The 25186-nt window shown below is 54.9% G+C and carries 23 protein-coding genes and 2 tRNA genes; 13 read left to right on the top strand and 12 right to left on the bottom strand.

What is annotated here, in order from left to right:
• Positions 1-58 precede the first annotated feature (58 nt).
• The 3 genes from KK925_RS02540 to KK925_RS02550 all read right to left on the bottom strand — a co-directional run bounded on the left by KK925_RS02540 (position 59) and on the right by KK925_RS02550 (position 1879).
• Positions 59-424, bottom strand: coding sequence for a roadblock/LC7 domain-containing protein (locus KK925_RS02540; RefSeq protein WP_174582833.1), 366 nt, complete (start codon positions 422-424; stop codon positions 59-61).
• Positions 425-617: 193 nt separating this feature from the next.
• Positions 618-1145 carry a GTP-binding protein gene (locus KK925_RS02545; protein WP_174582834.1) on the bottom strand — a complete coding sequence of 176 codons (528 nt, stop codon included), beginning with the start codon at positions 1143-1145 and terminating at the stop codon, positions 618-620.
• On the bottom strand, positions 1142-1879 hold the full coding sequence (locus KK925_RS02550) for a DUF4388 domain-containing protein (RefSeq protein ID WP_174582835.1): 738 nt from the start codon (positions 1877-1879) through the stop codon (positions 1142-1144). The genes KK925_RS02545 and KK925_RS02550 overlap by 4 nt, the downstream gene beginning before the upstream one ends.
• Before the next feature lie 153 nt (positions 1880-2032).
• On the opposite strand from KK925_RS02550, the gene KK925_RS02555 reads away from it, so the two are divergent.
• From KK925_RS02555 to KK925_RS02570, 4 genes are all read left to right on the top strand, one after another.
• Entirely contained in the window at positions 2033-2425 is a 393-nt protein-coding gene (locus tag KK925_RS02555) for a hypothetical protein (RefSeq protein WP_174582836.1), read from the top strand.
• Positions 2426-2737: 312 nt separating this feature from the next.
• Positions 2738-3877, top strand: coding sequence for a M29 family metallopeptidase (locus KK925_RS02560; protein ID WP_174582837.1), 1140 nt, complete (start codon positions 2738-2740; stop codon positions 3875-3877).
• Between the two features lie 9 nt (positions 3878-3886).
• Positions 3887-4633, top strand: coding sequence for a putative 4-mercaptohistidine N1-methyltransferase (locus KK925_RS02565; RefSeq protein WP_174582838.1), 747 nt, complete (start codon positions 3887-3889; stop codon positions 4631-4633).
• A 43-nt stretch (positions 4634-4676) separates the two neighbouring features.
• The gene (locus tag KK925_RS02570) at positions 4677-5423 is read left to right on the top strand and encodes a hypothetical protein (protein ID WP_174582839.1); all 747 of its coding nucleotides are present in this window, start codon (positions 4677-4679) and stop codon (positions 5421-5423) included.
• Positions 5424-5494: 71 nt separating this feature from the next.
• Here the strand turns inward: KK925_RS02570 and zwf are convergent, their stop codons facing one another.
• Complete coding sequence (gene zwf, locus KK925_RS02575) at positions 5495-7048, bottom strand: glucose-6-phosphate dehydrogenase (protein ID WP_174582874.1); 1554 nt, start codon at positions 7046-7048, stop codon at positions 5495-5497.
• A gap of 125 nt (positions 7049-7173) precedes the next feature.
• Here zwf and KK925_RS02580 point away from each other — a divergent pair, with 125 nt between their 5' ends.
• From KK925_RS02580 to KK925_RS02590, 3 genes are all read left to right on the top strand, one after another.
• On the top strand, positions 7174-7947 hold the full coding sequence (locus tag KK925_RS02580) for a polysaccharide deacetylase family protein (RefSeq protein ID WP_174582840.1): 774 nt from the start codon (positions 7174-7176) through the stop codon (positions 7945-7947).
• 177 nt (positions 7948-8124) lie between these two features.
• Positions 8125-8562 (top strand): VOC family protein, encoded by a 438-nt coding sequence (locus tag KK925_RS02585; RefSeq protein WP_174582841.1) that lies wholly within the window; start codon positions 8125-8127, stop codon positions 8560-8562.
• 166 nt (positions 8563-8728) lie between these two features.
• Positions 8729-8817, top strand: a tRNA-Ser gene (locus tag KK925_RS02590).
• A gap of 2014 nt (positions 8818-10831) precedes the next feature.
• On the opposite strand, the gene KK925_RS02595 is transcribed toward KK925_RS02590, so the two are convergent.
• On the bottom strand, positions 10832-10996 hold the full coding sequence (locus KK925_RS02595) for a transposase (RefSeq protein ID WP_174582842.1): 165 nt from the start codon (positions 10994-10996) through the stop codon (positions 10832-10834).
• Between the two features lie 473 nt (positions 10997-11469).
• Positions 11470-12621: an NAD-dependent formate dehydrogenase gene (locus tag KK925_RS02600; RefSeq protein ID WP_174582843.1), complete on the bottom strand. Its 1152-nt coding sequence runs from the start codon at positions 12619-12621 to the stop codon at positions 11470-11472.
• Between the two features lie 508 nt (positions 12622-13129).
• On the opposite strand from KK925_RS02600, the gene KK925_RS02605 reads away from it, so the two are divergent.
• The 5 genes from KK925_RS02605 to KK925_RS02625 all read left to right on the top strand — a co-directional run bounded on the left by KK925_RS02605 (position 13130) and on the right by KK925_RS02625 (position 16582).
• Positions 13130-13200, top strand: a tRNA-Gly gene (locus KK925_RS02605).
• Positions 13201-13960: 760 nt separating this feature from the next.
• Complete coding sequence (locus tag KK925_RS02610; protein WP_174582844.1) at positions 13961-14125, top strand: hypothetical protein; 165 nt, start codon at positions 13961-13963, stop codon at positions 14123-14125.
• A gap of 150 nt (positions 14126-14275) precedes the next feature.
• Positions 14276-15013, top strand: a complete 738-nt coding sequence (locus KK925_RS02615; RefSeq protein WP_214096232.1) for a lipid-binding SYLF domain-containing protein — start codon at positions 14276-14278, stop codon at positions 15011-15013.
• Between the two features lie 234 nt (positions 15014-15247).
• A complete protein-coding gene (locus tag KK925_RS02620; protein ID WP_214096233.1) occupies positions 15248-15958 on the top strand; it encodes a L,D-transpeptidase in 711 nt (236 codons plus the stop codon).
• Between the two features lie 132 nt (positions 15959-16090).
• Positions 16091-16582: a bactofilin family protein gene (locus KK925_RS02625; RefSeq protein WP_174582845.1), complete on the top strand. Its 492-nt coding sequence runs from the start codon at positions 16091-16093 to the stop codon at positions 16580-16582.
• A 7-nt stretch (positions 16583-16589) separates the two neighbouring features.
• Here the strand turns inward: KK925_RS02625 and acnA are convergent, their stop codons facing one another.
• Positions 16590-19433, bottom strand: coding sequence for an aconitate hydratase (gene acnA, locus KK925_RS02630; protein WP_174582846.1), 2844 nt, complete (start codon positions 19431-19433; stop codon positions 16590-16592).
• A 16-nt stretch (positions 19434-19449) separates the two neighbouring features.
• On the opposite strand from acnA, the gene KK925_RS02635 reads away from it, so the two are divergent.
• A complete protein-coding gene (locus tag KK925_RS02635) occupies positions 19450-19704 on the top strand; it encodes a hypothetical protein (protein ID WP_174582847.1) in 255 nt (84 codons plus the stop codon).
• A 233-nt stretch (positions 19705-19937) separates the two neighbouring features.
• Here the strand turns inward: KK925_RS02635 and accB are convergent, their stop codons facing one another.
• The 5 genes from accB to KK925_RS02660 all read right to left on the bottom strand — a co-directional run bounded on the left by accB (position 19938) and on the right by KK925_RS02660 (position 24739).
• Positions 19938-20369, bottom strand: coding sequence for an acetyl-CoA carboxylase biotin carboxyl carrier protein (gene accB / locus KK925_RS02640; protein ID WP_174582848.1), 432 nt, complete (start codon positions 20367-20369; stop codon positions 19938-19940).
• Between the two features lie 141 nt (positions 20370-20510).
• Positions 20511-21410, bottom strand: coding sequence for a hypothetical protein (locus tag KK925_RS02645; protein WP_174582849.1), 900 nt, complete (start codon positions 21408-21410; stop codon positions 20511-20513).
• Positions 21391-22035, bottom strand: coding sequence for a dTMP kinase (tmk, locus tag KK925_RS02650; RefSeq protein ID WP_174582850.1), 645 nt, complete (start codon positions 22033-22035; stop codon positions 21391-21393). The genes KK925_RS02645 and tmk overlap by 20 nt, the downstream gene beginning before the upstream one ends.
• Before the next feature lie 317 nt (positions 22036-22352).
• Positions 22353-23753 carry a cysteine--tRNA ligase gene (cysS, locus tag KK925_RS02655; protein WP_174582851.1) on the bottom strand — a complete coding sequence of 467 codons (1401 nt, stop codon included), beginning with the start codon at positions 23751-23753 and terminating at the stop codon, positions 22353-22355.
• A 197-nt stretch (positions 23754-23950) separates the two neighbouring features.
• The gene (locus tag KK925_RS02660; RefSeq protein ID WP_174582852.1) at positions 23951-24739 is read right to left on the bottom strand and encodes a Mut7-C RNAse domain-containing protein; all 789 of its coding nucleotides are present in this window, start codon (positions 24737-24739) and stop codon (positions 23951-23953) included.
• Between the last annotated feature and the right edge of the window lie 447 nt (positions 24740-25186).

Raw genomic sequence — 25186 nt, forward strand, 5'->3', positions numbered from 1 at the left:
TAGCCACTCCCTCTTGTCGGAGTTCTTGGACTCTCTTTTGGAAAGCAAAAGCTTCCTCCTATTGGAGAAGAGTTGCGATCTTTTGCGCTGCATCTCGAGCAATGAGGTGAATGAGACCCACGTTCCCCCCGGGACGGGCCATAAGAGAGAGGACTCCTTTGGTTCCGGCGGCGTAGACAAAAATTTGGGTACCGGTTCCCACCACCGAAGCTTCGCTAAACTGGCCTCCTCCCAGCGTGTCACAGATCCGTTTTCCCAAGCCGAGAGCTGTGGCCACCATGGCTGCCACACGAGTTGGATCACCGCCACTTAAGGAATGCGCGATAGAAAGGCCATCCGAAGTGGCCACGATGGCACCGGTTACCTCCGGTAAAGCACTGCGAATCTCGTTGAGAATTTCGTTCAGTTCATCAGCTAATGCCATGACTACTAACTCCTTTCTTTTCCGGGATACAAACGACCAGAACTAAAACCGCGTTACACTCCTGCTAGGAAAGAAACACCTTCCAAGCTTTTCCTTCTGAGGCGTGTCTTCTTTCTCATTTTCTGTCAATGCTTTTCGAGCCGTCACCCAACGTGGGGGGCTAACAGTAGTCAGTTTTGAAACCTTTTGGCAACTAGCTTTTGCAAAGCTTTTCCAAAAGGCGCTGCAGCAGAGCCCAGGAGCTGGGGGCCACCCGAGCATCTAGCCCCAGAACCTGGTCCTCTTCCAGTTGAAAATAGCCCGCGACTTCGGGCGGTCGCCACACCCGAGGAAGATCCTGATGCGTCACTCCCACGACAAACGGCAAGGGAAGCCGGGAGAGGATAAAATCGTGGATTTTTCGTGCTTGCGAAAATTGTCCCGGATGTTTCCCGGAAACCAATAGGATAAGACCACAGGCTCCCTCGCAGAGCACTTCCCACATGTAAACGAAGCGCTCTTGACCGGGAGTCCCATAGAGATGAATGAGAGCTTCTTCCGTCTGAATGGTCCCGAAATCCAGGGCCACGGTTGTCGTGGGTTTGATGGATCCATCCGTGCATAGGGCTTCGGTATCAACAACCTCCGTTTGGCTCAGGGTACGGATAAACGTCGTCTTTCCAGCACCGAACGGTCCGGAGACGAGGATTTTGATGGGTAGGGTATTAACCGATGTTTTCATACATTGCACCAGCGCCGGGTCAGGGCCGCGATAAGACGCCCGATCCATCCTTTTTTGCGGCCAATAGACGCATGGGGCCGCGTTCTGGGTTGTGCCGCGTCCGGTTGATTTGGCCTTGAGGGCGCGTGGGGGAGAACGCCCTGTTCCGGTTGGATCTTGTGCGCTTTCTTTTCGAACTGGCGGTAAGGGATGATAAGACCGAGTGCCCGAAGTTTAAAGAGTTGAAAAAGGACTTCTTGAAGGTCTAGTCCCAGCGCCTTTTGAATCTGGGATCCGGAAGCTCCCGCCTGCAAAAGCGGGTAGACTTTGCACCAGAAGTCAAATAAATCGTCTTCGAGCCAAGCTTCTGCGTCTTCGTTGACTACAAAGACCGTGTCGGGATGGGGCAAGTGGTCGACAAAGGGATCAGGTTCGGAAAGGGCTGCGAGGCATGAACCGGCAAGCCGCTCCACCGGCAAGTCAAACTCAGCTGGCTCGCGCGGTAAGGGGACGCGCTCGTAAGAAAACTCGGCGCTTTCCTCCAAGGCGATTTCCATCATGTACTGGCGAAGAGCAGGGGTATTTTCCACGGGTCGCCCCCCAACGGTCATGCCCACCAGGGTGCCATTACGGATTCGGAGTTCGTAGGTCAGGCGACACCGAGGGTGGTAAACTTTGAGGATGCCCGAATCCTTCGCAACTAATGCGATAACATCGGGAAAAGAAAGGTCTTTAAAAGTCCCAAAAATGGCCATTCGGGTCGACCCTCATGGTTAATGCGATAAAGTATCCTCGAGAAGACCGAAAATTTACGCAAAAGCAAGAAAAAAACTCGTTTTTTCTCTTGTCGAGAGGAAGTAAGCGAAAAAGGGATGAAGTGGCATAAATCCTGCTAAGCCGGAAGTACGATGTTCCCCAACGGTGCCTCAGTGATTGTACTGGAATGTATTGTGCCGGCTCATGAGGCGCCCCATCTTGGGAAGATGCTTGAGTCATTGCCTAACGTGGAGGTCTTTCTTACGCGGGTTCGCGTTTGGCCGGGGATGAACCGAAAGTCGTTGCATAACCGCTGGGAACAGAGAGATGGGGACTTTAGCACGATGACGAAGCTTGAGGTCGTGTCAGCAAGCGAAAAAGTGGAAGAAATTGTGCAGCTGGTCCGCCGGCATCTTGGCCGGAGGAAAAAACTCAAGCAAGAAATCCTTCTGCGATTCGTTCAAGGGGTTTACCCCATTGGCTCGTCCGATGAGCCCCAGCAGAGGGACGGGGCTGGGCGTCGCCAGCTAGCCCAAGTCGAATAGCGCCCGGCTTTTTCCCCAATTGACCTTGTGGGGGAAGATTCTCCTATCAAGCCAAAGTGAACCATGGGCTTGTTTGGGTTGGGAGCGTGGCGGGATCAGGAAGAGAAGGGCTTGATTTGCCTTGCCGCCGGGAACGAAGTTCTCCTTTGCAAACTTGTTAGCATTTGCTAGCGCCTGGCCGGTTGGCTAACTTGATAGCACGAAAGACCGCGCCGCCTGTGCTTTTTTTCTTGGCTATCTCACCCGGAGTAGCGGGGGAGTAGGTGCACGGGAGGGGTCTTGTTGTATCAACTTCCACAGGAGGATGATTCTATGGGTTCGTCGACGTATCCCCCATTTGATCTTGGCAGGCTTTTGCGCACCGTTTTCGATCCCCAGCCGGGCGAGCGACTGGCACTCCTCATCGATCTTCCCGAACCACAAGACCTTCCAAAGCTTCCTTTCCTCAATCATCCTGCGCTTGTCCCGCAGCGCTATGGCTACGAGGTTTTCTATCTTGGCTTACACAACGGCCTTTTGAAAGAGTTTGGACTTTCTGGCGGACAATTGTATGCGTACCGCACCACTGGCGGAAGTAATTTAGACCTTCCCGAGGATGCCTACGATTTGGAAGGGCGTCGTTACTGGTTTGATGAACACATCTATCCCTCGTACGATATTTTTCTTTGTTTCTCTAGCTTCTCCGCAACGGCACCCCTGACCGCTAAAGCCAAACAGTTTGGGTTCCGGGGAGCAACCTTACATGGACTCAACCAGATCATCCTAGAGACAGGGCTTTCGGCGGATTATGAGGAAGTAAGTCGCAGTACGGAAAAATTGCGCAAAGGATTAACTTGCGCGGACGTTTTTACATTAGAGTTCCGAGTGGGTGACCAGGTGTTTCTCCTTTCCCTTGCGACCTCCGGGCAAGAGGCACAGAAAAGCCATGGGATCTGTCGTGGAAAGCATCCTGATGTGGTCAATCTTCCCGCGGGAGAGGTCTACTTTGTTCCGACAGGAGCTCAGGGTGAATTTCCCATTCGGCTGGAGGACGGAACGGTAGCTGTTGCACGGGCGGAAGGGGGAAGGGTAGTAGAATTTTCGCTTCTGCGAGGGGATAGACAAGGGGTCGATCTTTTAAACGAGAAGATCCGTGTTGACGCGGCTGCCGGGGTGATCGGGGAATTGGGTTTTGGAACGCAGCCATATCCGCCTTCGGGTAGGGACATCCAGGATGAGAAGATTCTTGGCACGATCCACCTTGCCCTGGGAAGGAACGATCACTTGGGCGGCGAGGTTTCTCCGGAAAAGTTCCGGATCAAAAGAAACGCAACCCATGACGATATTCTCTACGCGCCATTTAAGACCCCGGAAATCGACCTTCTCCAGGTCGTGATGGAGCGGCAGGGCCAGAAAACCGTACTTCTTACCCACTACTCCCCGGCACCGTATCTTTTGTCGCTTCTGGCTTAGCCTTTTGGCATGGAAGAATTCTACGAAACTCAGCTGGCCCTGGGGCAGTATCTCCTTTTTCATTACGGTCCGCCGTCTTTGCAGCTGCCGTATCCCTTTGGTCCCAGGGATTCGCTCGATTTTCCTGCACGTTGTGTCCGAGAGGTCGTCGCCGAGCTTCCCCTTTCTGAAAATGCCCGAGGATGTGACGTAGGTTGCGCGGTGGGTAGGAGTGCCTTTGAGCTCGGTCGATTCTGCCGGGAAGTAGTGGCGCTGGATCGTTCTCGCGTTTTTATCGAAGCTGCGTGCCGGTTGCAGGAAGAAGGCAAACTGGAGGCGCCTATCCTTGTAGAAGGGGATCAAACGGAAAAGGTAGAGTTTTGCGTTCCTCCCGAGCTCGATCGGCAACGGGTTCGATTTGTTTGCGGCGACGCTCTGGAGCTTCTTCCTCGGCTGGGCCAGTTCGATCTGGTTGTAGCATGGAATCTCTTGGATCGCGTGCAAGACCCGGGTCTCCTTTTGGTTCAGCTGGAGAGGGCCGTGGAGCCGGGGGGATGGCTTGCGCTTTCTTCTCCCTACACCTGGCTTTGCACCTATACGCCGAAGGAAAAATGGTTAGTACCCGGATTTGGGGAGCTTCAAAAAAGGCTGGGGGTTTCGCTTGAGCTTGTCCAAAGAAAGGATCTTCCCTTTCTTCTACGAGAACACGTAAGAAAATATCAGTGGTGCGTTGCCGAGGTGACCGTTTGGCATAAGCCGAAAGGGGCACCTCGTTGAAAAAGGCGCCAAGGGCGGAGAGAAAAAGAAAACTCTTTCTTTTTTGAGAAGCTTTTTAGAGGCAGGCTTTTTTGGCGAACCCAGTAGTCCTTGGTTGGGCTTTCCCATGGCAGTTTCCCCTAAGCGTGTCTTACAAAAAGGCACCGGGGCCTTTCGGTGTCGGTGGGTAGCGGTTTTCCTTTTTTCTTTGATCTTTGGGGGATGCTCGGCTCCGGAAGACCCAGCAGTTATCCGCAGGCGCTTCCGTGAGAACGAGGAAAAACTTCAAGGACTGGCCGAGCGTGTTCATCAATTGGAGAAACGAATCCTTGCTTTGGAAGCTACTCAGTATCGCCCGGGTTTTGGAGAGCTTATGGATGGGATCTATCAGCATCACCAAAGACTGTGGGAAGCCGGTTCCACGGGACAATGGGAGCGTGCCTCGTTCGAACTGGCGGAGATACGGGAGTGGCTGGAGGAGCTTGAAAAACTCTATCCGCGCTATCCGAAGTTGCCCAAGGCAACCGAAGAGATGGTTAAAGAAACTCTCCTTGGCCCATTAAACAGCGTGGAGCTTGCCGTCAAAGAGAAGAATGCCGTTCAGTTTGCCGCAGGCTACCAGGAACTCTGCGGAGCCTGCACATCGTGTCACGGTGCTGCGGGTTTATCCTACCTTGTGATTGCCGCCCCACCCACCACTCCCCCCGGCCAAGAGAGAAAGCTGTCTCCCCCAAAAGAGGAGCCGGTGGCTCCCGCTATCCCAGTACATCCGGGCGAAGACGCCGAGGAAGGACGACCCGGGGATCCCTGAATTGTACAACCTTTGCAAGACGCAAGAAAAGCTTCCAGGCAAGTGGCGCCCAAAACGCCCGTGGCAGAAGTTCACTCCTCCGTGGAGGTTTCTCCGTTGGAATCGTCCTCAGCCAGTGGCACCGGATGGATCCAGCTCCGGCCGTCCTGAGCAATGAGCACTTCGGCTGCTTCCGGGCCCCAGCTTCCTGCCTGGTAGTTGGGGAAATCGATCGGAGGAGCAGCTTCCCATGCTTCCAGGATCGGCGTCACGATGCTCCAGACGATTTCCACCTGGTCCTGTCGCATGAAAAGGGTTGCATCCCCTTCCATCACATCGAGCAGCAAGGTTTCGTAGGCCTCTGGCGGTTGGGTCCGGAAAGCCTCCCGATAGTCAAAGCGTAAATCCACAGGCGCTAGACGAGTTGTGAGTCCCGGCTGTTTGGCTTGGAAACGGACAAAGATGGCTTCTTGCGGCTGGATTTGAATCGCAATCCGGTTGGGTTGCCAGGCTAGCGCCAGCTCCGAAGGGAAAGCGTTGTGGGGCACAGGCCGGAACTGGATCACGACTTCGGAAGCCCGAACGGCCAATCGCTTACCGGTTCGCATGTAAAAGGGAACGTCTTGCCAGCGCCAGTTGTCGACGAAAAGCTTCAAAGCCACGTAGGTTTCAGTGTTGGAGTCTGGTGCGATCCCCGGTTCGGCGCGGTAAGCGGGAACCTTCTCTCCCCGGATCCACCCGCTTCCATACTGACCCCTGACCGCAAAACGATGAACCTCTTTGGCTGCAATGGGACGAACGGCTCGGAGCACATCGATTTTCTTATTCCGGATCTCGTCGGCATCAAATGAAACGGGAGGTTCCATCGCGACCAAGGATAGAATTTGCATGAGATGGTTGGGAATCATATCGCGGAGGGCCCCCGCCTTTTCATAGTACGCGCCACGATGTTCCACGCCGAGCTGTTCCGCAACCGTGATTTGGACATGATCGATGTAGTGACGATTCCAAATCGGCTCAAAAAGGGCGTTAGCAAAGCGGAACACAAGGATGTTCTGTACCGTGTCTTTTCCAAGATAATGATCGATCCGGTAGATCTGAGACTCCTCAAAAATCTTCCGGAGCATGTTGTTTAAATAGCGAGCCGACTCCAGGTCGTGCCCATAGGGCTTTTCAACCACTATCCTGGCTCGCTGCCGATCGGAGGCCAGGCAGGCAGCTCCCAACCCTAAGGCGATTGGTTCGACCACTGAAGGGGGTACAGCTAAGTAAAAGATGCGATTGGCCCTCACATCTCCCCAGTCTTTTTCGATCTGTTCCAGGCGTTCCCGGAGAGCGTTGTAGGTTTGAGGATCCGCAAAATCCCCGGGCAAGAATTCCAAGTGGCGTGTCAGTTCCGTCCACACGTCCTCTTGAATCCCTTTTCGCCGCGAAAACCGTTCGACGCCGTCTCGCAAGCGTGCACGAAGGTCCTCTGTGGAAAAATGTTTTTTGTCGAGTCCTACCACAGCAAACCGGTCGGGTAGCTGATCATCAAGAGCGAGGTTGTAGAGGGCAGGGTAAAGCTTGCGCCACGTGAGATCTCCCCCAATCCCGAAAATCACCATGATGGTCGGGTCTGGACGAGCTGAACTTTCCCTGGGCATTCGCCGATTTTCGTCCTGTAGGAATTTTTTTAACTGTAATATCCCTTGCCGGAAGTCCAGGGTCAAGAGCCCGCCTTTTTTGTTTCTCCCTAGATGGAGAGGTCTTTTTCCTTTTGTTCGAAGGAATGATTGAGCGGAACGAGTGTCTTGGAGGTTGTCGCAGTCTTTGGGTAGGATTTGCACGGTTGGTGATGACCTTTCGTGCTCCCTATCTCATGCCGTGGCTCATTCGGGCCAAAAAGCGGCGTTTTCCGGAAATTCTCTGGGAAGGAAAAACGCGCCAACGCCTTGTGGCTTTGACGTTTGACGATGGGCCCAGTCGTTTTACAGCTGCCTTGCTGAAGCTTCTTGAGGCGGAAGGTGTGCGGGCAACGTTTTTTGTGCTTGGGAGTCGCGTGAGCCTTTATCCAAAGCCGGTCTTGGAGGCCCACCGAAAAGGCCACCAGATCGGTCTCCACGGATACTGGCATCGCAAGTTTACGCGACTGTCCGATTCAGCACTTTGCGCGGATCTCCAAATGTGCCAAAAAGTGCTCACAGAGCTTTTGGAACCTACGGGTGCCGTTTGGTACTTTCGACCGCCTCATGGGGCGTGTGATCGAAGGGTCGTTCGATTGGCGCAACAACAAGGTTTACGAGTTGTGCTATGCTCGATCCTTCCTGGCCAACAGCTTCTTCCGAGGGGATGGAAGGAAGAGCCGTGGGTGGTCCAACGGCGTGTACTGAGGGAGCTTTGTCCGGGGGCGATTATAGCTCTCCACGATGGGGAATCTTCAGGTAGTCGGGAACTCGTATTTGATGCCGCTAGCGTGGTGGAAACCACGGCCCTTTTGATCCAATCCATTAAGGCGCTCGATTACCGGTTTGTTACGGTGGAGGAGATGGACGCGATTACGTAGGGAAAAGGCCTCCGTTGTGGGGAGAGGTTTTCTCTTGTGTAAGTCTTTGGCGCCGGCAGAAGCTACAAGAGCTGGCTACTCGGAGAGAGCTTTGGAAAAGACCCATCCGGACCGACGGGCTACCAGGATGAAACGAAACAGGAAACGAAAGACGCTAACTGGAAGCGAGGTGTTTCTATGCTTGATGTCATCGGCCTTCACCATGTAACTCTCCTCGTCAGAGACCTGGAACGCGCTCGCGTGTTTTATGAGGACTCCTTAGGGCTCACGCCCATTCCAAGGCCTTCTTTTCCATTTCCGGGGGCTTGGTATGGGCTAGGAGAGGAGTCTCTCCACTTGATTGTCGACCCTTCCCAGGTTCCATCTAAGCGCCAGGTGTTAACCTCGCGGAGTGCTCACGTAGCGATCCGCGTGCGTAGCTTCTCTCAAGCTCTCTTTTGGCTTGCAGAACGGGGGTTTTCGCCTGACTCTCCTGACCCCGAGCGAAAGATTCTGGTGATTCGAGATAGTATTGCAGGTTTTCCTCAGATTTTTCTTCAGGATCCCGATGGCAATATTCTGGAGCTAAACGCAGAAAAGGTTGACGAGCCGGGTAGCATTTCGCGCGGATCCTAGCGCGGGCCACGAAAGGTTCGACGCTTACCTGGAGGCGGCTTTTTGCCTTTCCCGGTAGCGGAGGTATTGCGAACCGTGCTCAAGGACCGGGGTTCCGCAGGTCCGGTCCGGCCTGGCAGGCCAGCGAAAAGACAAGAATCACTGTATGTTCAATAGGATATTGCGAGGACAGGTGCCGGAGTGGTTGAACGGGGCGGTCTTGAAAATCGCTAGGCGGGACCTCCCGCCTCGTGGGTTCGAATCCCACCCTGTCCGCGAAGCGTCCTGTAGAACGGGCCGAGCGTACGGAAGGGACAAGCCCAAGTAAAGCTCTCCCAATGGCGTTTTTCCGAGCCTTGGCTGCAAGCTCGGCCTTTTGTGAGATCCATTCTTCCCTGAAAGCAAGGGAGCAATAGGCCTTGAAGTATGGCGTGGGGTTACGTTACCTCGGGTTTATGGCACGAACCGGAGCTTGCCTTTGTTGGTCGAGCTTTGGCAGCAAAAAACCTGCAAAGCGAAGGAAGGCTTTGGCCAGGCTCGCCTAGAACTTGCCTTCCGTAGGGTCATGAACTTGTGCCCCAAGCCGCAAGCCTGTTCTGGCGCCCAGGCCGGTGGCCGGGCGTGAAATTTTGTGTCTCCATGAGGAATGACCCAAAGCGATAGCCCGATAGGCGGCCACCCGTGATAGGGAGGGTGCAAGATTTTCCCCTGCGGAACCGTTTCACGACGCGTCGGGCGCGTTTGGTGCCTTTGGCCTGTGGGATTGCTGCCGTTTGCGCCACGCTCGTACGATAAAGCGACGGATCATGCAGCCCCACGACCCGAAAGCGCGGGTTTTCGGACAGGTCAGATCCCGTGGTTCCCGTGCCGCGTTCTTGGAGTAAGCTTCTGGCGAGGTTCTCTTTTGGTTGAAAAGAAGTAAAGAGGTATGCGGTGTGACGAGAGGAAAAAAAACTTTTTAGGGTATTCCCAAAGGAAGGCTAGCTCGCTTCGGGGAGTGTAATGGAGAAGCTCTTTTTTCTTTTCCTCCGGAAAAAAGGAAAGGCGTTTTTTTCTATTGGCTACAAGCCCGCCCTTTGTTCTCTTTCGTGGGGTAGACAACCCGCGGCGGAAGTCCCCAGGCTTTCTTGTAGAGCGCAGAGATGATTGGCCCTCCCCGTGCTTCCAACGTCAGGCGTTGTTTACAGCCGTCCTTGGCGAAGCTGCGGCCTCAAACCAATCCTGGCAATCTTCCGACTTGCGTTCACATCACTGTGTGCCCGGAGAACACGGTGAGGACACATTGAAACGATGTCCCGAGCGTTTTTCCGGACTTTCACAACACAACTAGCTCTGCCTGGTGGAGGCCAGATCGACGTAGTCGACAAAGGATGACGGCAGCTGCCGCCATGCCCAGAGGTGCCAACGGGCGCACACGTGCTGGCGGGCCTTCCTCCGGTTGCGAATGTTCCTGCAGTCTTCCGTCACGATCCTAGCGATCCCACCTCGATGGGGGCCTGGACGATGTTTCCACCCGTTTCGGGGTTGATGTGCCGAACGCGCCGCATCTTTTTGCCGGAGACTTGCTGGAGCTTTTGTCTCGCGCTGTGGCTCCCGTTGGGCGGAAAACGACGACGCAGGGCAAGGGAGCAAGTCCGGCTTGTCGCGCAACTTTTCCGCCGCCAAAGGTTTTCTTCCCTGTCCTTATGGCGGCGAGGTTCTTTTGCCCGAGAGCCATGCCCCGCGTAAGGCCGCATGCCAGAGCATGGCGATTTTTTGTTTTAACGATGAGCTTCCGATACCACATCCTGTCGCAGACGCAGCGGGACGCTCCTGCATCCATCGATCGTGTAAGGTGAGACGGTCTCACCCTCCATGGTGTACGTGCGCTTGTCGAAGTGCACGCTGGCGTGGTCGAACGGGATGGCCGGAACGGGCGCGTCCTTCCTGATACATCCCGATGTCTTCTTTTGCCCTGTAGGCGTTGCACACCGTAAAAATGGCCTTGTAGCACATCTGGGCGCCCAACGGCGTAGCCGAAGTGCGGCGTGGGGTAGGTACGCTCCTCCAGGGTCACCCTATCCCAGACAGAATGCTTGCGCGTGACGGGGACGGGCCGGTTGCAAGCGTCGGCGTAGGCCGAGCAGAGTGCAGTAAGCGATCTTGGTTGCTCTGCCATACTATCGCGTTGGATCGACGCCGTCCCCATCATAGTTCATCGCCTTCCGGTGACATGCCAAGAACCCTCGGAGGGAGAGCGGACGGTCTTAGTGCTCATATTGTTCGCCGTGGCAACGTAGTACCACGGAGGCTACAGCTTGCCACCGGATAACCGCTTCTTCCGTTCAAAGAAACGATGGAACCGCCGGCTCGCCGTGACGCCTTTGAGCACCTTAACGGCATTGACCACGGCGACGGCGGCCTGGATGCGAACAAACAGGTCAACGTCATCTGGTTGGATCTCCTGGGAGATCATCGGCTAGCCACGTTCAGTGCACATCGTATCCAGTATTGCTCCCGTTGGCGTAGCCGCGGCTCCGGTCAACACGTCGCACCAATCCTTTGGACACCAGATCCCTTGCTAGACCGTTGGATCGACGCCATTGCGGTTGGTGACCATCTCGATCATTTGCAACCTTCTACACCGCATGGTGCACCCTGGACGCACCCGCCATTCCTCCCCCCTCGATTTCAATCGCAAGGTTCTTTGCGGAGGATCGAGAAACGAAGGAAGAGAAAAGAGGGAAGCAAAAGGGAAAAGATTTTGTCGTGCAAAAGATCTTCCATGGGTCTCTGATTTTCCTCGATCATCGCTTGGAAACCGAGAGTCCGGCCCGAACGGTTTAAAAAAAGCCTGCCCTCTCCTTGCGTTGGGTCGGAGAGGGCAGGCCAAAACTGCGGAGGAACCGGCGGGGATGATCCCGCGATGGTCGGCCACCGGCGTTGACGTTACACCTTGTAGGAGTGTGCCCCTACACCGGCAAGTTTTCCCTCGTGAACGACCAGGTACTCGTTTCGAATTGGCCGCCCTTCCAACCAGCATTCCAGGATCTCTCGAACCCCAGCGGCGTAGCGCCCCTGTGCTGAGAGAGTTGACCCCGAAATGTGAGGAGTCATTGCGTGGTTGGGCATCCATCGCCATGGGTGGTTCATCGGCGGGGGTTGTGGGAACCAGACGTCACCCGCATATCCGGCAAGCTGGCCGGTCTCTAGCGCTTTGACAATCGCATCCCGATCGCAGATGCGGGCACGAGCAGTATTGACGATGTAGGACCCTCGTTTCATTTTGCTGATCAATTTTTCATTGAAGAGGTTTTCCGTACCCGCATGCAAGGGACAGTGAATGGAGATCACGTCGCACACTCGTACAAGCGACTCGACGTCCGGGTGGAATTGAACTCCAAGCTCTTCTTCCACTTCCTTCGGGAGCCGGTGCTGATCCGTATAGTGGAGTTTTACGTCAAAAGGCTTAAGCCTTTTGAGGACGGAACGCCCGATCCGGCCTGCGCCTACCACGCCAACGTCCATTCCTTCCAAGTCGTAGGAACGCGAAACACAATCCGCAATATTCCAGCCTCCGTTGACCACCCACTTGTAGGAGGGAATATAATTGCGGACCAGAGTGAGGATCATCATGACCGCGTGTTCCGCCACGCTGATGCTATTGCACCAGGTAATTTCGGCCACGGTGATCCCCGCTTCCATGGCCGCTTTGAGATCGTAGTGATCCGACCCAATCCCAGCGGTAATCGCGAGCTTGAGTTTTTTGGCCTTGGCAATGCGTTCTTTCGTCAGGTAGGCAGGCCAGAAAGGCTGGGAAATCACCACGTCGGCGTCTGGGAGCTCCCGTTCGAACACAGAATCGGGACCATCCTTATCAGATGTGACCACGAGTGTGTGGCCGCGTTCCTCCAGGAATCGGCGCAATCCTAGTTCACCCGATACACTGCCCAAGAGCTCCCCGGGCTTAAAGTCAATGGCCTTAGGGGTGGGCGTTGGAAACCCATCCGGGTATCGCTCGATCTTGGGAATGGAGTCTCGAGCATAGGTGATGGGATACCCTTCTACCGGGTCGGGATAGAGAACACAGAGTACTTTCATATCTTGCCTCCTTTTGAGCTGGTTTTTTTTCTCTTTTCCTTTCGTTAGCGGACCAGCTAAGAGCGCTTGCGATTTCCTTTTTCTGCTGGTCCCTGCCTTTTCCTTTGTCGTTGTAAAAAGGATACCCTCGTTCGGTTGGATCTCAAAAACGGGCTACCATAACCTTTTTCCAAGGACGACGTCGGCGATCTGTATGGAATGCATCCTTTACTCTTAGGCATCTAAACATGTCAATAGAAAAATGTTTTTGTTCTCCTCGGGACCGAACTTGGAAGTTTTTTCCTTCCGGGAACAGGTTCGTTAGCTCAATGGGGAAAAAATGCCTTCGGGCTGGCCAACGAGAGATGGCAAGCGTTTCCCCCAAAAGGGAAAGAATCTTTTGCCAGAAAAGGATAGGGCCAGGGTTGACTTCGGGCCCGCTCCGGGAAAAGGTCGTTGACAGCTGCCGCACGGCCTTTCCATTATAACGATAGGTGTAGCGAACTGGACCACGATTTTAAGCTCGCATGCGGGTGTAGTTCAATGGTAGAACGGGGGCTTCCCAAGCCTCAAACGAGGGTTCGATTCCCTTCACCCGCTTCCGCTTTTTCCGTCACAGGGATGGTCGTTCCCCAGGATACCGTTGTGGGGAGAACGGACGGCGGCTCTTTTCTTGAGCGGATGCTGGACAGAAGAACAAAGCAGACAGCTGCAACGGCCACCGGAGTGATCGCTTACGCGGATCCCACCGAGGTGAAGTGGTTTCGCTTTTGGGTTCCGTTTGAAAAGAAAAAAAACCGCTTAGCGGAAGAAGATAGCCTTTCTTTTCAGCAAAAAGGAAAAAACCTGCTGCCAGTAGATCCGGCAGCGGCTCGGGTTCGACTCGTGCGGTCTTTTGGAACGCAACAACAGCGTGGGATTGGCTCTTCCCTTGCGAAGAAAATGTTAGGCGGGGCACGAGGAGGCAGGACATCGTTCCGCGAAAAAAGTGCGTTTTGGGCACGACTCCTCAGCCTGAATAGTAAGAAGATGGCTACATTGCAAAGCTTGTGATGGTTGCTTGAGGCTGCGGATGGGTGTTCGGAGGGATCCTGTGGGCGACGGAGAGAAGCTTCCGGATTAAAGAAGAGGGGCCATCGGGTCGGGGATCGGTAAGGTAGGCTCTTTCAAAAAAGGAAAAAGAAGGAACATGAGATTCAAAAGGGGTCCTTTTCCAAGTCCTTTAGATAGAAAGGATTGCCGTTTCTTACCACGGATTCGCGCACTATTGGGGCCTAACTCTTACTAATGAAAGGTTTTTCTTGTCTACTGCTGCAAACTTGCTACGTTTTTCTTTGGTAATACCGAAAAGGAGGTGGCCATGATCGCTGATCTTCTGTCTCGCCCTTGGATTGCGGGTCTTCCCACGTGGCTGGAGCCATCCAAAGGGGCACCTTCCGCGTACTTCTGGGTACCTGCGATTACGCTGGTAGCGGGGTTCGTCGTGTTTTTTGTGATCCGGAATATCGCAAAAAAGAACGAATAAGTGGTTTGGGCGTATTAGTCTGTGTTGAGCTCGGGAGTTTCTCCTGCTGCGAGCGCAGGGCGGCAGGAGCCTAGAAGTAGCGGTCTTTGAAACCCCCCTTGCTGGGACTGCCGGACCAGTTGGCAGCCAGTCAAAAGGGGGTTTTCTTTTTTGAATTGCCTTTACCTGACGCTTTTCCTAGTTTTCCGACGCGTGAGATTTGCATGCGGTGCGGCTCTTCGCTGGTCGGTTTTCCTTTTGGTGTTACTGGGGTTTTTTGGGTTGGAAGGCGTTTGGGCGGGAGACTTTCAGAGCACAGTTGAACAAGCAGCGGCGATCATTCGCAGGTTCAAGGATCTTCCTGAGGATGGCATTCCAGAGGCGGTCTTCCGCGACGCTAAGGGTCTGGCGGTCCTTCAGGTGGTAAAGGCGGGGTTTCTTTTCAGTGGCCGAGGGGGGGAGGGGCTAGTAGTCGCCCGTACGGCACAAGGATGGTCGGGCCCTTCGGCCATTGTACTGGGGGGAATCGGGTATGGATTTCAAGTGGGAGTACAGGTGACTGAGTTTGTCTTTGTTCTCAATACCCCGGAAGCTGTTAAGGCTTTTGCTCAAAAGACCAACTTCACGCTCGGAGGAGATATCAGTGCTTCGGCCGGCCCGGTCGGGCGAACGGCCGAAGGCGGGGTAATGCCGCTGGCTGCCATCTATACCTATAGCCGGAGCCAGGGGATCTTCGGTGGGCTGTCCGTGGAAGGAGCAGTCGTGGCAGCAGCGCCTAAGACGAACGAAGCGTATTACGGGCGGCCAGTGACGCCCGCGCAAATTCTCTACGGGGATGTTCCACCCCCTCCGGGGGCACGCGTTCTTTTGGATGCTTTAGAAGCTCCCTACCGGCAGCCGAGCTCCTAGGAAAGGTTTTCTTTGGGTGGGGACTGGCGGCTTTTGCTCACCCGGTAGGCAAGAGCCCTGGGAAAAGCGGCCATCAACCGGCCGGTGAGGATTTGGGCCGGCACGCTGTGCGTTACAAAGCGAGGAGCTTGGTAAAAGAGCCATCCGAGAGGAGTTCACGGGAATAGACTGCCAGTTGGAAAAAGTGCGAAAGCTTCACTTTTTGGTTGAGTTTCTTCTTTTTTTACCAAAACTATGAAAACCATGTGGGCTTCGATCCGTTTCTTGGCCAGGGCGGGTGTACTGGTTGGCGTGGTCGTGTTGTTCGGGGGCTGTGCTGGGCGCGGACCTTCTCCCATGTATGTCGCCCGGATTAGTATCCATGATCAAGCCATGCAGATCGAAAAGGATGGAAAGCCCATCAAGCGTTTTCCGGTTTCCACATCGCGCTTTGGCATCGGAGACGAGCCGCGCAGCTTTCGAACTCCGCTTGGCCGGTTTATCGTCGCCGAGAAAATTGGAGATGGAGTTCCCGTGGGGGGGAAATTTTATCATCGGCGGTTTACAGGGGAGGTGGTCAACGTAGCATTGTGCCGCAGGCAGGATTACCAGCCTCGTACGGATAGTATCCTAACACGGATTTTACGGCTCAAAGGCTTGGAGCCCCATAATCGCAATGCCTACCGGCGGGGGATCTATATCCATGGAACCAACGAAGAGCAGTTAGTTGGGCAGCCGTCCAGCTACGGATGCATTCGGATGCGCAACTACGATATTCTGGACGTCTACAATATGCTTCCGGTAGGGAGCGAGGTCATTATTCAAAAAGAACCGCTGCCGTCCTCCTACCCCCCGTCGGCGGAGCAGGTGATGGCAGCGGTGTCGGCAACCGGGAAGCCTGTGGCAGCCGCTTCTTCTCCCAGTGTTCGGCGGGCCCGTCCGATCGGCGAAGACTCAACGCCGTAAAACCGAAAGGGCTGGTACACCCCTTTTTGGGGCGGGTTCAAGGTCACCCCTCTTCGCCTTTTTGGAAGGCAGATGGTTCTCCTTTGATTCGAGTCTTGCGTCACCCGTCGCTTGTAGTGTAAGGGCAAAAGCATGAGTGTCTTCCAAAGTCAGGGGTTTTCTGAGCGAAAGCCTTCTGGCTCTGCGTCTCGAGTGACCGTCCTCACGAAGGACACAGAATTTTGTGGAAGCGTGGCTTTTACGGGGGAGTTGGAACTCAATGGCAAGGTTGAGGGGGAGCTTCTTTCGGAGGATGGTCGGCTTGTGGTCGGAGAGTCGGGTATTGTTCAAGCCCAGATCCGGGCCCGGGAGGTGGTGATTGCGGGAACGGTCTGCGGGAATGTGGTGGCAACTGAACGGGTGCAACTGCAGCGGACTGGGAAACTCTACGGGGACGTCTCCAGTCCCATACTGGTCGTAGAGGAGGGCGCACTTTTTGTGGGCCGTTCCGAACCACCCCCAGAGAAACGTGGAGAGGCGCCTCACGTGCGGTCCCTTTTCCGGTTGATCACCCCGAAGAACAAAGAGAAAAGAGAAGTTGGCTCGCCTTCGGTGGGTACAACCGAACCGGAGCGCCCATCCTAGCCGATCCCTACCCAGGCTTGGCTCGGTTGAGGAGTTTCCGAAAAACGTAGGGAAGAATCCCTCCGTGACGGAAATATTCTACCTCGGTGGTCCCTTCGAGGCATGCCCGAAGAGGAACCACTCGAATGGTCCCATCGGGAGCGTGAATGTGGAGCTCGAGGGGGGCTCGCGGTTGTGGGTGAGGTTCGATACCCACGATCGAAAAAACTTCTTTTCCCGTAAGACCCAGTGTGGGGAGACGAAAACCTCCCTCAAGGGTGCAGGGAAGCACTCCCATGCCGACCAGATTGGAACGATGGATCCGTTCGAAACTTTCCGCAACGATCGCTCGGACTCCCAGTAAGCGCGTACCTTTTGCCGCCCAATCACGCGAACTACCCGCACCGTATTCTTTTCCCGCAAAAATCACCAGGGGGATCCCTTCCTCGCGATAGCGGCAAGCCGCCTCAAAGATACTCATCCGCTGTCCTGAGGGCTGGTGTTCCGTCCATCCCCCCTCAAGTTCGGGTGTCATAAGGTTCCGAAGTCGGACATTGGCAAAGGTGCCGCGAACCATGACTTCATGGTTCCCTCTCCTGGCCCCGTAGGAATTAAAATCCTTTGGCTCAACCCCCTTCTGGAGAAGGTACTGCCCTGCCGGGGAATCTTTTCGGATGGAGCCTGCTGGGGAAATGTGATCCGTGGTAATCGAGTCGCCGAGAATCGCAAGGGCTCGGGCTCCTAGGATATCGGTTACCGGTTCCGGTTCCGGGGATAACCCGCGGAAAAAGGGAGGTTCTGCAATGTAGGTACTTTCCTCTCTCCAGGGAAAAAGAGGACCAGTGGGACCCTGCAGTTCCTTCCATGCTGGGCTTGCCTCCTCCCATCTGTCATACACCGCGCGAAAAAGCTCGGCATCCCAAGCAGCCGCAAGGGCCTGCCACAACTCCTCTTGGGAGGGCCAGATGTCACGGAGGTAAACGGGTTCGCCCGCCGGGGTGAAACCAATCGGTTCTTCCAAAAGGTTACAGTCGATCCGACCGGCGAGCGCAAAGGCAACGACCAGGGGAGGGGAACATAAAAAATTGGCTCGAACGGCGGGATGAATCCGCGCTTCAAAGTTTCGATTACCAGAAAGGACCGAGGCCACTACGAGCTTTTGTTCCGCGACAAGTTGTTCCAAGCAGGGGTCGAGGGGTCCACTATTGCCGATGCAGGTGGTGCATCCAAACCCTACAACATAGAATCCGAGCCGTTCCAAATAGGGCATAAGGCCAGCTTTCTTCAAGTAAAGGGGTACCGCTCGGGATCCAGGGGCAAGGGAAGTTTTGACATACGGAGCAACCTGTAAACCCCGCTCCACGGCGTGCTTCGCTACAAGCCCGGCGGCTACCATGACAGAGGGGTTAGAAGTATTGGTGCAACTAGTGATGGCGGCAATGACCACCGATCCATGCCCGATGTGGATCTCACGGGGAAAAAGGCATTCCTGTGAAACGGAAAGAGCCACAGGATGATCGTCGGCCATTTCTACTTCGCTGGGTTCAAGAACAGGGTTGGCTGGCTCGGTTGGCTCTCCTGGTGGCTCGCTCTGGCTTCTTCCGAAAGGAAACCGTGCAGAAGCTGCTCCAGCATCGATTCCATATCCCCCTTCCGCAACAGGAGCTTGTAAAAGCTTCTGCCACCTTTCCTTGAGTCGTGCTAGGGGAATCCGATCCTGAGGACGGCGGGGACCGGCCACGCTGGGTTCCACGCTCCCGAGATCCACTTCGAGGACGTCGGTGTAGAAAGTCCGATGCTCCCAATCGGGGATACCCCATACTCCCTGAGCTTGGCAGTAGGAGGCCACCGACGCCACCCAGTCTCTGGGTCTCCCCGTAGCAACCAAGTATTCAGCAACCCGCTGGTCGGGCGGAAAATAGGCGATGGTAGCACCGTACTCCGGAGCCATGTTGGCAATGGTGGCCCGGTCGGGAACGGAGAGGGCCGTAGCACCGGGTCCAAAAAATTCGACAAAACTCCCCACAACACCATAACGGCGAAGCCGCTCTGTGAGGTGCAAGACCAGATCCGTAGCGGTTACTCCCAAGGGGAGCTCTCCGCGAAGATAAACACCAATGACTCTGGGAAATGTAACCCACAAAGGTTCCCCCAGCATGGAAGCCTCCGCTTCAATCCCTCCCACTCCCCAGCCAAGCACGCCAAGGCCGTTAATCATGGTCGTGTGAGAATCGGTCCCAACCAGCGTATCAAAAAAGGTAATCCGTCCTTGAGGCGTCTCTCTTTCACATACCAGCTTGGCGAGATACTCCAGATTGACCTGATGAACAATGCCAACCCCCGGGGGAATGACTCGAAGCCCTCGAAACGCTTCTCCACTCCACTTGAGAAATTGGTAACGCTCGTGATTCCTCTCGATTTCCCGTTCCATGTTTTTTTGCAAGGCCTCGGGAGATCCGAAGAAATCCACCTGGACAGAATGGTCAATGACGAGATCGACTGGCACAACGGGTTCCACTTGCAAAGGATCTCCCCCTTGCCGAGCCAGTTCCGATCGCAGCGCAGCTAGGTCCACCAGAAGCGGAACCCCGGTAAAATCCTGCAACAGTACCCGCGAGACAAAAAAAGGAATGTCGGTAGTGGGAGGACTGTCCGGTTTCCATTGGGTCCAGATCCCCACGCGCTCTATTCCGACGGCAGGGTGATCCCAATGACGTGCTACCGATTCCAAAAGCACGCGTAAAGAGATCGGTAGTTGACGGACCGGAAGGCCAGCCTCGGTCAGGCGAGCAAGGGAACAGTACCGCCAGGTTTGTCCGTTAGGAGCAGGGATCTCTTCCCATAGATGGGGCAAAACCGTTGAAAGGCTCATGAAACGTGTAACGAAGATGAGAGCTTTCAGGCGCGTTGGCAACCGGCAAATCGTCCTTCTGCCTGGCACGCTTTGCGCTTCACCCCTGGTGAGGGAGGGATTTTTGGTGAGTCGATGGGAACTGCAACTCGCAGAACTGGTGCTCCCGACTAAGCGTGTTCCACGATGGCACGACAGGCGTACAGAAAAAATCCTTTGGCGCCGATCCTACCGCCGGAGAGTGCGGCAGCTCTTACGCCGTGCGTGTCTCGTTGGGGAACGTTTTTGCTAAAAAGCGCGGGCTTTCACAAGCTTTCCAGGGGAAGCACCTGCAGGGAAACTTCCTCACCCAAGATAATGGGCGAAAGCCTTTCTCAAAAGGTGGTCGGCAGGGGTTTCCAGTCGAATGAGAACCAGCTACGGGTTACAGGAGCCGCGACCAGAAACCAGGATTTTGCTCAAAAGCCCCTGGCTAGCGGCCTCCTCCCTGCCTTTCCGTGGCATCAGCCACAATCGGGGAGCTATTCAAGGCTTTGAGAGCTTTTTTCGAACGCGGAAAAGGGGCCGGTTAAAATCAACCGGCTGCCCATTTTCCACCAGCACCTCCGTGATCACGCCCCGAACGCCGGCTTTGATTTCATTCATGACTTTCATTGCTTCGATGATACAGACCACTGTGTTCTCCGTTACTTCTTGCCCTACCTCTACAAAGGGAGGGGCGCCGGGAGATGGGGCTCGGTAAAAGGTACCAACCATCGGGGATCGGATCTCTTCAAACTCTTCCGCCGGCGGTCCTGCGGTGGTTGGAGGACCGGTGGGAACTGTGGGTTTCTCTTCCAAGACCCTGGGCTCTGCCTTTTTGAGTCGGACTTTAAATCCTTCCTCTTCAATTTCGATCTCTGCCAGGTCATGCTCCTCCATGAGCCGCACTAACTCCATAATGGTCTGCCAATCCATGATCCGAAATTTCCTTTCTTGCTCTGGTATTTCGCTGCCGCCCTTTCGTAAGAAGCGGGGGGTTCGCTTTCTCTGTATCGAACGGTTGCCGCGGAGCCCTTTTTTTGGGTCGGGGAACCGGCAACGGGATGGACAATTTCCCTACCGGGCCTCTAGCTTCTCCCCACTCCTAAGCTTCTCAAAAAGCAAGCGCTCTTCCTCCCAAAGCAGGCAAGCTGCCTCGACTGCAAAAACCGGATCCAGTCCCTGTTCCATCGCCCGGTGAGCCGCTTCGAACCCCCGCAACATCCCCAAAACTTCCGCCCATTGGGGCTTCTCCCAAGCACGTTCTCGATAGGCCCGCCTCCAGTAGCTTTCTTCCAACAAGGAAAGCAGCGCACGTTGTTTTCTGCGGGTTTCTCGCTCGACAAGGCTCGCCTCTTCCTCCTTTTCTGCTTCCTCCTCTCCTACCATTTCCCTGGCTTCCTCCTTCACCTTTTCCCACTGATTCGACCAAAGGGAAACCCTGTGATACGCTCGCAATGCTCCTGTGTAGGGGCTTTCCCACCACTGGCGAATCCATTCGGGTTCCTCCTCGGGCAGGAGCTGGCCTCCTTTGCATTGCACCCGGATACATCGAGAAAGGATCGTTGGCAAGAGAAGTTCGGGTTCTGTCGTAGTCAAAAGAACGATCACATTGGCGGGTGGTTCCTCGAGCATCTTAAGGAAAGCGTTTGCTGCTTCTGCGTTTCCCACGCACATTCGCTCCGCTTCCGCGATCCAAGCCACTTTGTAGGCGGCTCTCAAGGGAGCCAATAGGAGCATCCGGACCAATTCCCGGATCTGGTCCACGCGAATGCGTCGAGTCTTGGAAACCGGGGAGACAGGAAAAAAATCGGGGTGTCCCGTAGCATCACCTTCCAGAACCTCGCTTGCCACCTCAAGGGCCAGCGAGCGAAGCCCCTGAGGGTCCTTGCCAGAAAACAGATAGGCGTGAGCAAGCCGGCCAGCAGACCGGGCGGCCCGGATCCGCTCCAGCACCTCAGCGTAGGCAAAAGGCATCGCAAACCACCTCCCAGATCTTTTGGCCAAGTTCCTCGGGAGATCCGTGGGCCTCCACCACGCGGATTCGCTCGGGTTCCTCTCGGGCGAGCGTTAGATAACCCTTTCGAATCTCTTCCAGATGGCCGGCAAACTCCTCTTCCATCTGGTCATTGCCGTGATCCTTCCGGGCGATCAGCCTTTTGCGAAGCTCAGAAATGGGCAAGTCCAGCACTAGCGTCAGCGACGGCAGAAGTCCTTGGGTAGCCCAACGGTTCACCATGTTTACTTCAGACCAGGGTAATCCCCGCACAGTACCCTGGTAAACCAAGCTCGATTCCGAGAAACGGTCGGTGACAACCCAGGCACCTCTTTCCAAAGCGGGACGGATCACTTCTTCGACAAGCTGGGCGCGCGCCGCAGCAAACAGGAGAAGTTCAGCCCTCGCAACGATGGTTTTTGCTACCGGCGTGTGACGAAAGAGTTCCCGCACAGCTTCTCCCAGGAGGGTTCCCCCGGGTTCCCGCACCACCACAACCGAAAAGCCAAGCCCACGCAGTCGTTTCTCCAGTTGCTGGATTTGCGTGGATTTGCCGCAAGCTTCGGGACCTTCCAAAGCGATAAACCGGACCCGGTCATGACACATGATCGGAAACCCCTTTGTCGTCTAGACAGTGTCCTCACCTACGGAATCGCGCCAACCCATGGGTTAGCCGTTTCCGGCGAGAACCTCCGCCTTTGTTCGCGAAAAGCCGGGAAGCCAAAAGGAAAATTCCTCACCCCTATAACTCCTCGGCTCTCTTTTAGTTAACTGTTCTCATTCCCAAAAGGAAAGGATCTTTCTTCCGCGCCCACTTTGTCTGCCGCGTGGAAAAGCGTAGCGTGAGAAAAACTTCGCCTAACCCGGAAGATGCAGATGTGCCTCGATTGGCTCCTCGCCCTTGGTTCTAGAAAACTCAGAGATTAGGACCCAGATTTTCCCCTTCGTACTTCCTGCCCCTTGGGCGTGTCCCGAACCACCCATCCCATCTCGGCCAGCCGATTCCGCAAAAGATCGCTCGTCGACCAATCTTTCCGCGCGCGAGCCTGGGCCCGCTCCTCTAGAATCGCTTGGACTTGCGGAGGAATCCATTCCTGTGGCTTTCCTAGACCTAATACCGAATCCAGCTTTTCCCAAATAGCCGGGATCGCCGGCAGTAGGCCCTTTTCGTCCATGATCCGATTGGTCACCCGGATAAAGTCAAAAAGATGTCCTACCGCCTCCGGGACATTCAAGTCATCGGCCAGCGCTCGCTCAAAACGTTCGAGGAACCCCTTTCCGAGTTCGTCTTTGTTTTCGGGCAGGAAGTGATCCGGTTCCAACGCCTCCCACCGGCGGATCCAGTCGTCGATGCGGTCCATGCTCGAGCGCGCCGCTTCCATAGCTTCCCACGAAAATTGGAGCGTCTGCCGGTAGTGGGTTGTGGCCAAAAGCGCGTAGCGTAAGTGGCGGCCTTCGTACCCGCGCGCGAGGACGTCATGAACCGTGTAAAGATTTCCTAGGGACTTGGACATTTTTTGCCCTTCGACCATGACATGGGCACAGTGGCACCAGAAACGCACAAAGGGGACACCGGTCGCGCTTTCGCTTTGTGCAATTTCATTTTCATGGTGAGGAAAAATGAGATCGATCCCCCCACAATGGATATCCAGCCGCGGCCCCAGGTATTTCATACTCATAGCAGAGCACTCGATATGCCATCCGGGCCTTCCCTTGCCCCAAGGAGATTCCCAGTACACGTCGCCATCTTCCGGTTTCCAGGCTTTCCAGAGGACAAAATCACCTAAACCCTCCTTATGGTACTCGTCCTGAGCAACCCGAGCACCCGGTTTCAAGCCGGAAAAGTCCAGTCGCGCAAGCTGTCCGTACGCGGGGAAGGACCGGATGCGAAAATAGACCGAGCCATCTGCACCGATATAGGCGTGTCCTTTTTGGAGAAGTTTCGCAATTAGCTCAATCATTTCGGGAATATGATCGGTGGCCCGGGGCTGGTATTCCGGGGTCTCCATTCGTAAAAGGGCCATGTCTTTCCGAAACGCTTCGATATAAAAATCGGTCAATTCTCGCAGGTTCTTACCTGATTCCCGGGCTTCCCGGATGGTTTTATCGTCCACATCAGTAAAGTTCATGACATGGCAAACCCGGAACCCAAAGTACCGAAGGGTTCGCCGAAGAAGATCTGAAAAAAGAAACGCCCGGAAATTGCCGATATGGGCATAGTGATACACGGTAGGACCGCAGCTGTACATGCGGACCAGTCCGGGCTCCAGAGGCTCAAAACGTTCCTTTTTCCTTGTCCGGGTGTTATAGAGCCAGAGTTCCATGGAACAAACTTCTTAGCGAAGGACTTCCTTCCCTTGTTCTCCCCACAAATGCTAGCTCCTTTTTTTCCGGCCCCCGTTGGGCACTATCCTCTTACGCTAGGACCACTTTCAAAAAAGGTGTTCACCAATGAGCTCTTTGTCGAACCAACTCAAGCTCAATTGATATCGAGCTCCCTATTTTTGGCCAAAACCAGATCCTATGGTTTCCCAGCTTTTCCTTGCGATTCCTTGCGAGTTCGCTCCAGTACAAGAGAAGCAAAACGCTCCATGCGATCCCAGTGGGTTCCCGCCCAATACACTTTGGAGCACCCGGGACAAAGCCGAAACTCTTTGTAATGGTTTCGTACGCGCGGAGGGACCTGGCTCCAGCATTCTGGCGGCAAGCTCTCTCGTGCGAACGAAACAAGGAGGCTATTGCAAACCAGGCAGCGACTTCCCGGGCGCGCCGCGCTCTCCAAAGAGAACTTTTGGATCACTTCTACCGCTTGATCCCCGGGGTAGCGCTGACGCACCCAATAGCCGTATTGCACGCAGGACCGTTTAAGAAGCTCTGGGTCCCGGGTGAGAAGCCATCGTTTTTCTTCACAACTTTTGCGGGCCAGTTCCTCATCCTCCGCCTGGGGCAAATACAGGGTATCAAATCCCAAAAGCCGCATGTGGCGAGCCAATCGGCCGAGATTCACATCCACCACGAACCGCGGCTCTTCCAGGGGAGGAGGCGAAACCTTCGAAAGAGAGGAAATCTCCCACTGCCAAAATTGGGGAAAAGCACTGACTCGATCCCCCGCCTGGACTAAGTAATGAAAGTCAACCGGATTCCCATTTACCAGAATCAAGGCAATCTCTGGATGGGGTACTCCCAGGCTCTCGAGGCTATCCTTAACCGTGGAACGGCCGGTTACCGGACGCTCCAAAAGACGTTGCCGCAAACGGGCAGGTAAAAAGTCATTAAGAGGGCCATAAAGACGGAATGTCGCTGTGTTCATCCATCGATCTCTCCCGTTGCCTTCTAGGTTCCAGAGGGACCACGCTTCGGCGTAGCGTGATCGATCCCTTTGGGGCTTTTTTTCTTTTAAGAATACTCGGCGGAGCCAGAGAATAAAAGGCGACAGTCGCTCTTCGACCTTCTGGATTAGGCTCAAAAAAAGGTCAGCCGGAGGCGGCAGGAGCTTCCAGCAAAGAACAAAACCTTCGAAGGACGTTTACAGTCAGAGGTCCCAGAGGCTCTTCTTTCAAAGGACGATTTTCCCAGGCGGCCGATGTGTCATGGCCGAAAAAGGCGCAACCGGGTGGTCTTGCGGGGCTGAGTGCCAAGGATCAACCCGCTCCCTCCAAAAATGAAGGACAACGGAACGGGTGGGAAGCGTTACCGTCGTTGCTTGACAAATCGCCGACATCCTAATTGGTGATGGTTTCTTCTTTGGTAAGAGGAG

It is taken from the genome of Candidatus Methylacidithermus pantelleriae, assembly GCF_905250085.1.
In the GTDB taxonomy this organism is placed as follows: Bacteria; Verrucomicrobiota; Verrucomicrobiia; order Methylacidiphilales; family Methylacidiphilaceae; genus Methylacidithermus; species Methylacidithermus pantelleriae.

Coding starts and splice junctions, on each gene's coding strand:
- KK925_RS02540 (WP_174582833.1), bottom strand. CDS start 424: ATGGCATTAGCTGATGAACTGAACGAAATTCTCAACGAGATTCGCAGT.
- KK925_RS02545 (WP_174582834.1), bottom strand. CDS start 1,145: ATGAAAACATCGGTTAATACCCTACCCATCAAAATCCTCGTCTCCGGA.
- KK925_RS02550 (WP_174582835.1), bottom strand. CDS start 1,879: ATGGCCATTTTTGGGACTTTTAAAGACCTTTCTTTTCCCGATGTTATC.
- KK925_RS02555 (WP_174582836.1), top strand. CDS start 2,033: ATGTTCCCCAACGGTGCCTCAGTGATTGTACTGGAATGTATTGTGCCG.
- KK925_RS02560 (WP_174582837.1), top strand. CDS start 2,738: ATGGGTTCGTCGACGTATCCCCCATTTGATCTTGGCAGGCTTTTGCGC.
- KK925_RS02565 (WP_174582838.1), top strand. CDS start 3,887: ATGGAAGAATTCTACGAAACTCAGCTGGCCCTGGGGCAGTATCTCCTT.
- zwf (WP_174582874.1), bottom strand. CDS start 7,048: ATGCCCAGGGAAAGTTCAGCTCGTCCAGACCCGACCATCATGGTGATT.
- KK925_RS02580 (WP_174582840.1), top strand. CDS start 7,174: ATGATTGAGCGGAACGAGTGTCTTGGAGGTTGTCGCAGTCTTTGGGTA.
- KK925_RS02585 (WP_174582841.1), top strand. CDS start 8,125: ATGCTTGATGTCATCGGCCTTCACCATGTAACTCTCCTCGTCAGAGAC.
- KK925_RS02595 (WP_174582842.1), bottom strand. CDS start 10,996: ATGATCTCCCAGGAGATCCAACCAGATGACGTTGACCTGTTTGTTCGC.
- KK925_RS02600 (WP_174582843.1), bottom strand. CDS start 12,621: ATGAAAGTACTCTGTGTTCTCTATCCCGACCCGGTAGAAGGGTATCCC.
- KK925_RS02610 (WP_174582844.1), top strand. CDS start 13,961: ATGATCGCTGATCTTCTGTCTCGCCCTTGGATTGCGGGTCTTCCCACG.
- KK925_RS02620 (WP_214096233.1), top strand. CDS start 15,248: ATGAAAACCATGTGGGCTTCGATCCGTTTCTTGGCCAGGGCGGGTGTA.
- KK925_RS02625 (WP_174582845.1), top strand. CDS start 16,091: ATGAGTGTCTTCCAAAGTCAGGGGTTTTCTGAGCGAAAGCCTTCTGGC.
- acnA (WP_174582846.1), bottom strand. CDS start 19,433: ATGAGCCTTTCAACGGTTTTGCCCCATCTATGGGAAGAGATCCCTGCT.
- KK925_RS02635 (WP_174582847.1), top strand. CDS start 19,450: ATGAGAGCTTTCAGGCGCGTTGGCAACCGGCAAATCGTCCTTCTGCCT.
- accB (WP_174582848.1), bottom strand. CDS start 20,369: ATGGATTGGCAGACCATTATGGAGTTAGTGCGGCTCATGGAGGAGCAT.
- KK925_RS02645 (WP_174582849.1), bottom strand. CDS start 21,410: ATGCCTTTTGCCTACGCTGAGGTGCTGGAGCGGATCCGGGCCGCCCGG.
- tmk (WP_174582850.1), bottom strand. CDS start 22,035: ATGTGTCATGACCGGGTCCGGTTTATCGCTTTGGAAGGTCCCGAAGCT.
- cysS (WP_174582851.1), bottom strand. CDS start 23,753: ATGGAACTCTGGCTCTATAACACCCGGACAAGGAAAAAGGAACGTTTT.
- KK925_RS02660 (WP_174582852.1), bottom strand. CDS start 24,739: ATGAACACAGCGACATTCCGTCTTTATGGCCCTCTTAATGACTTTTTA.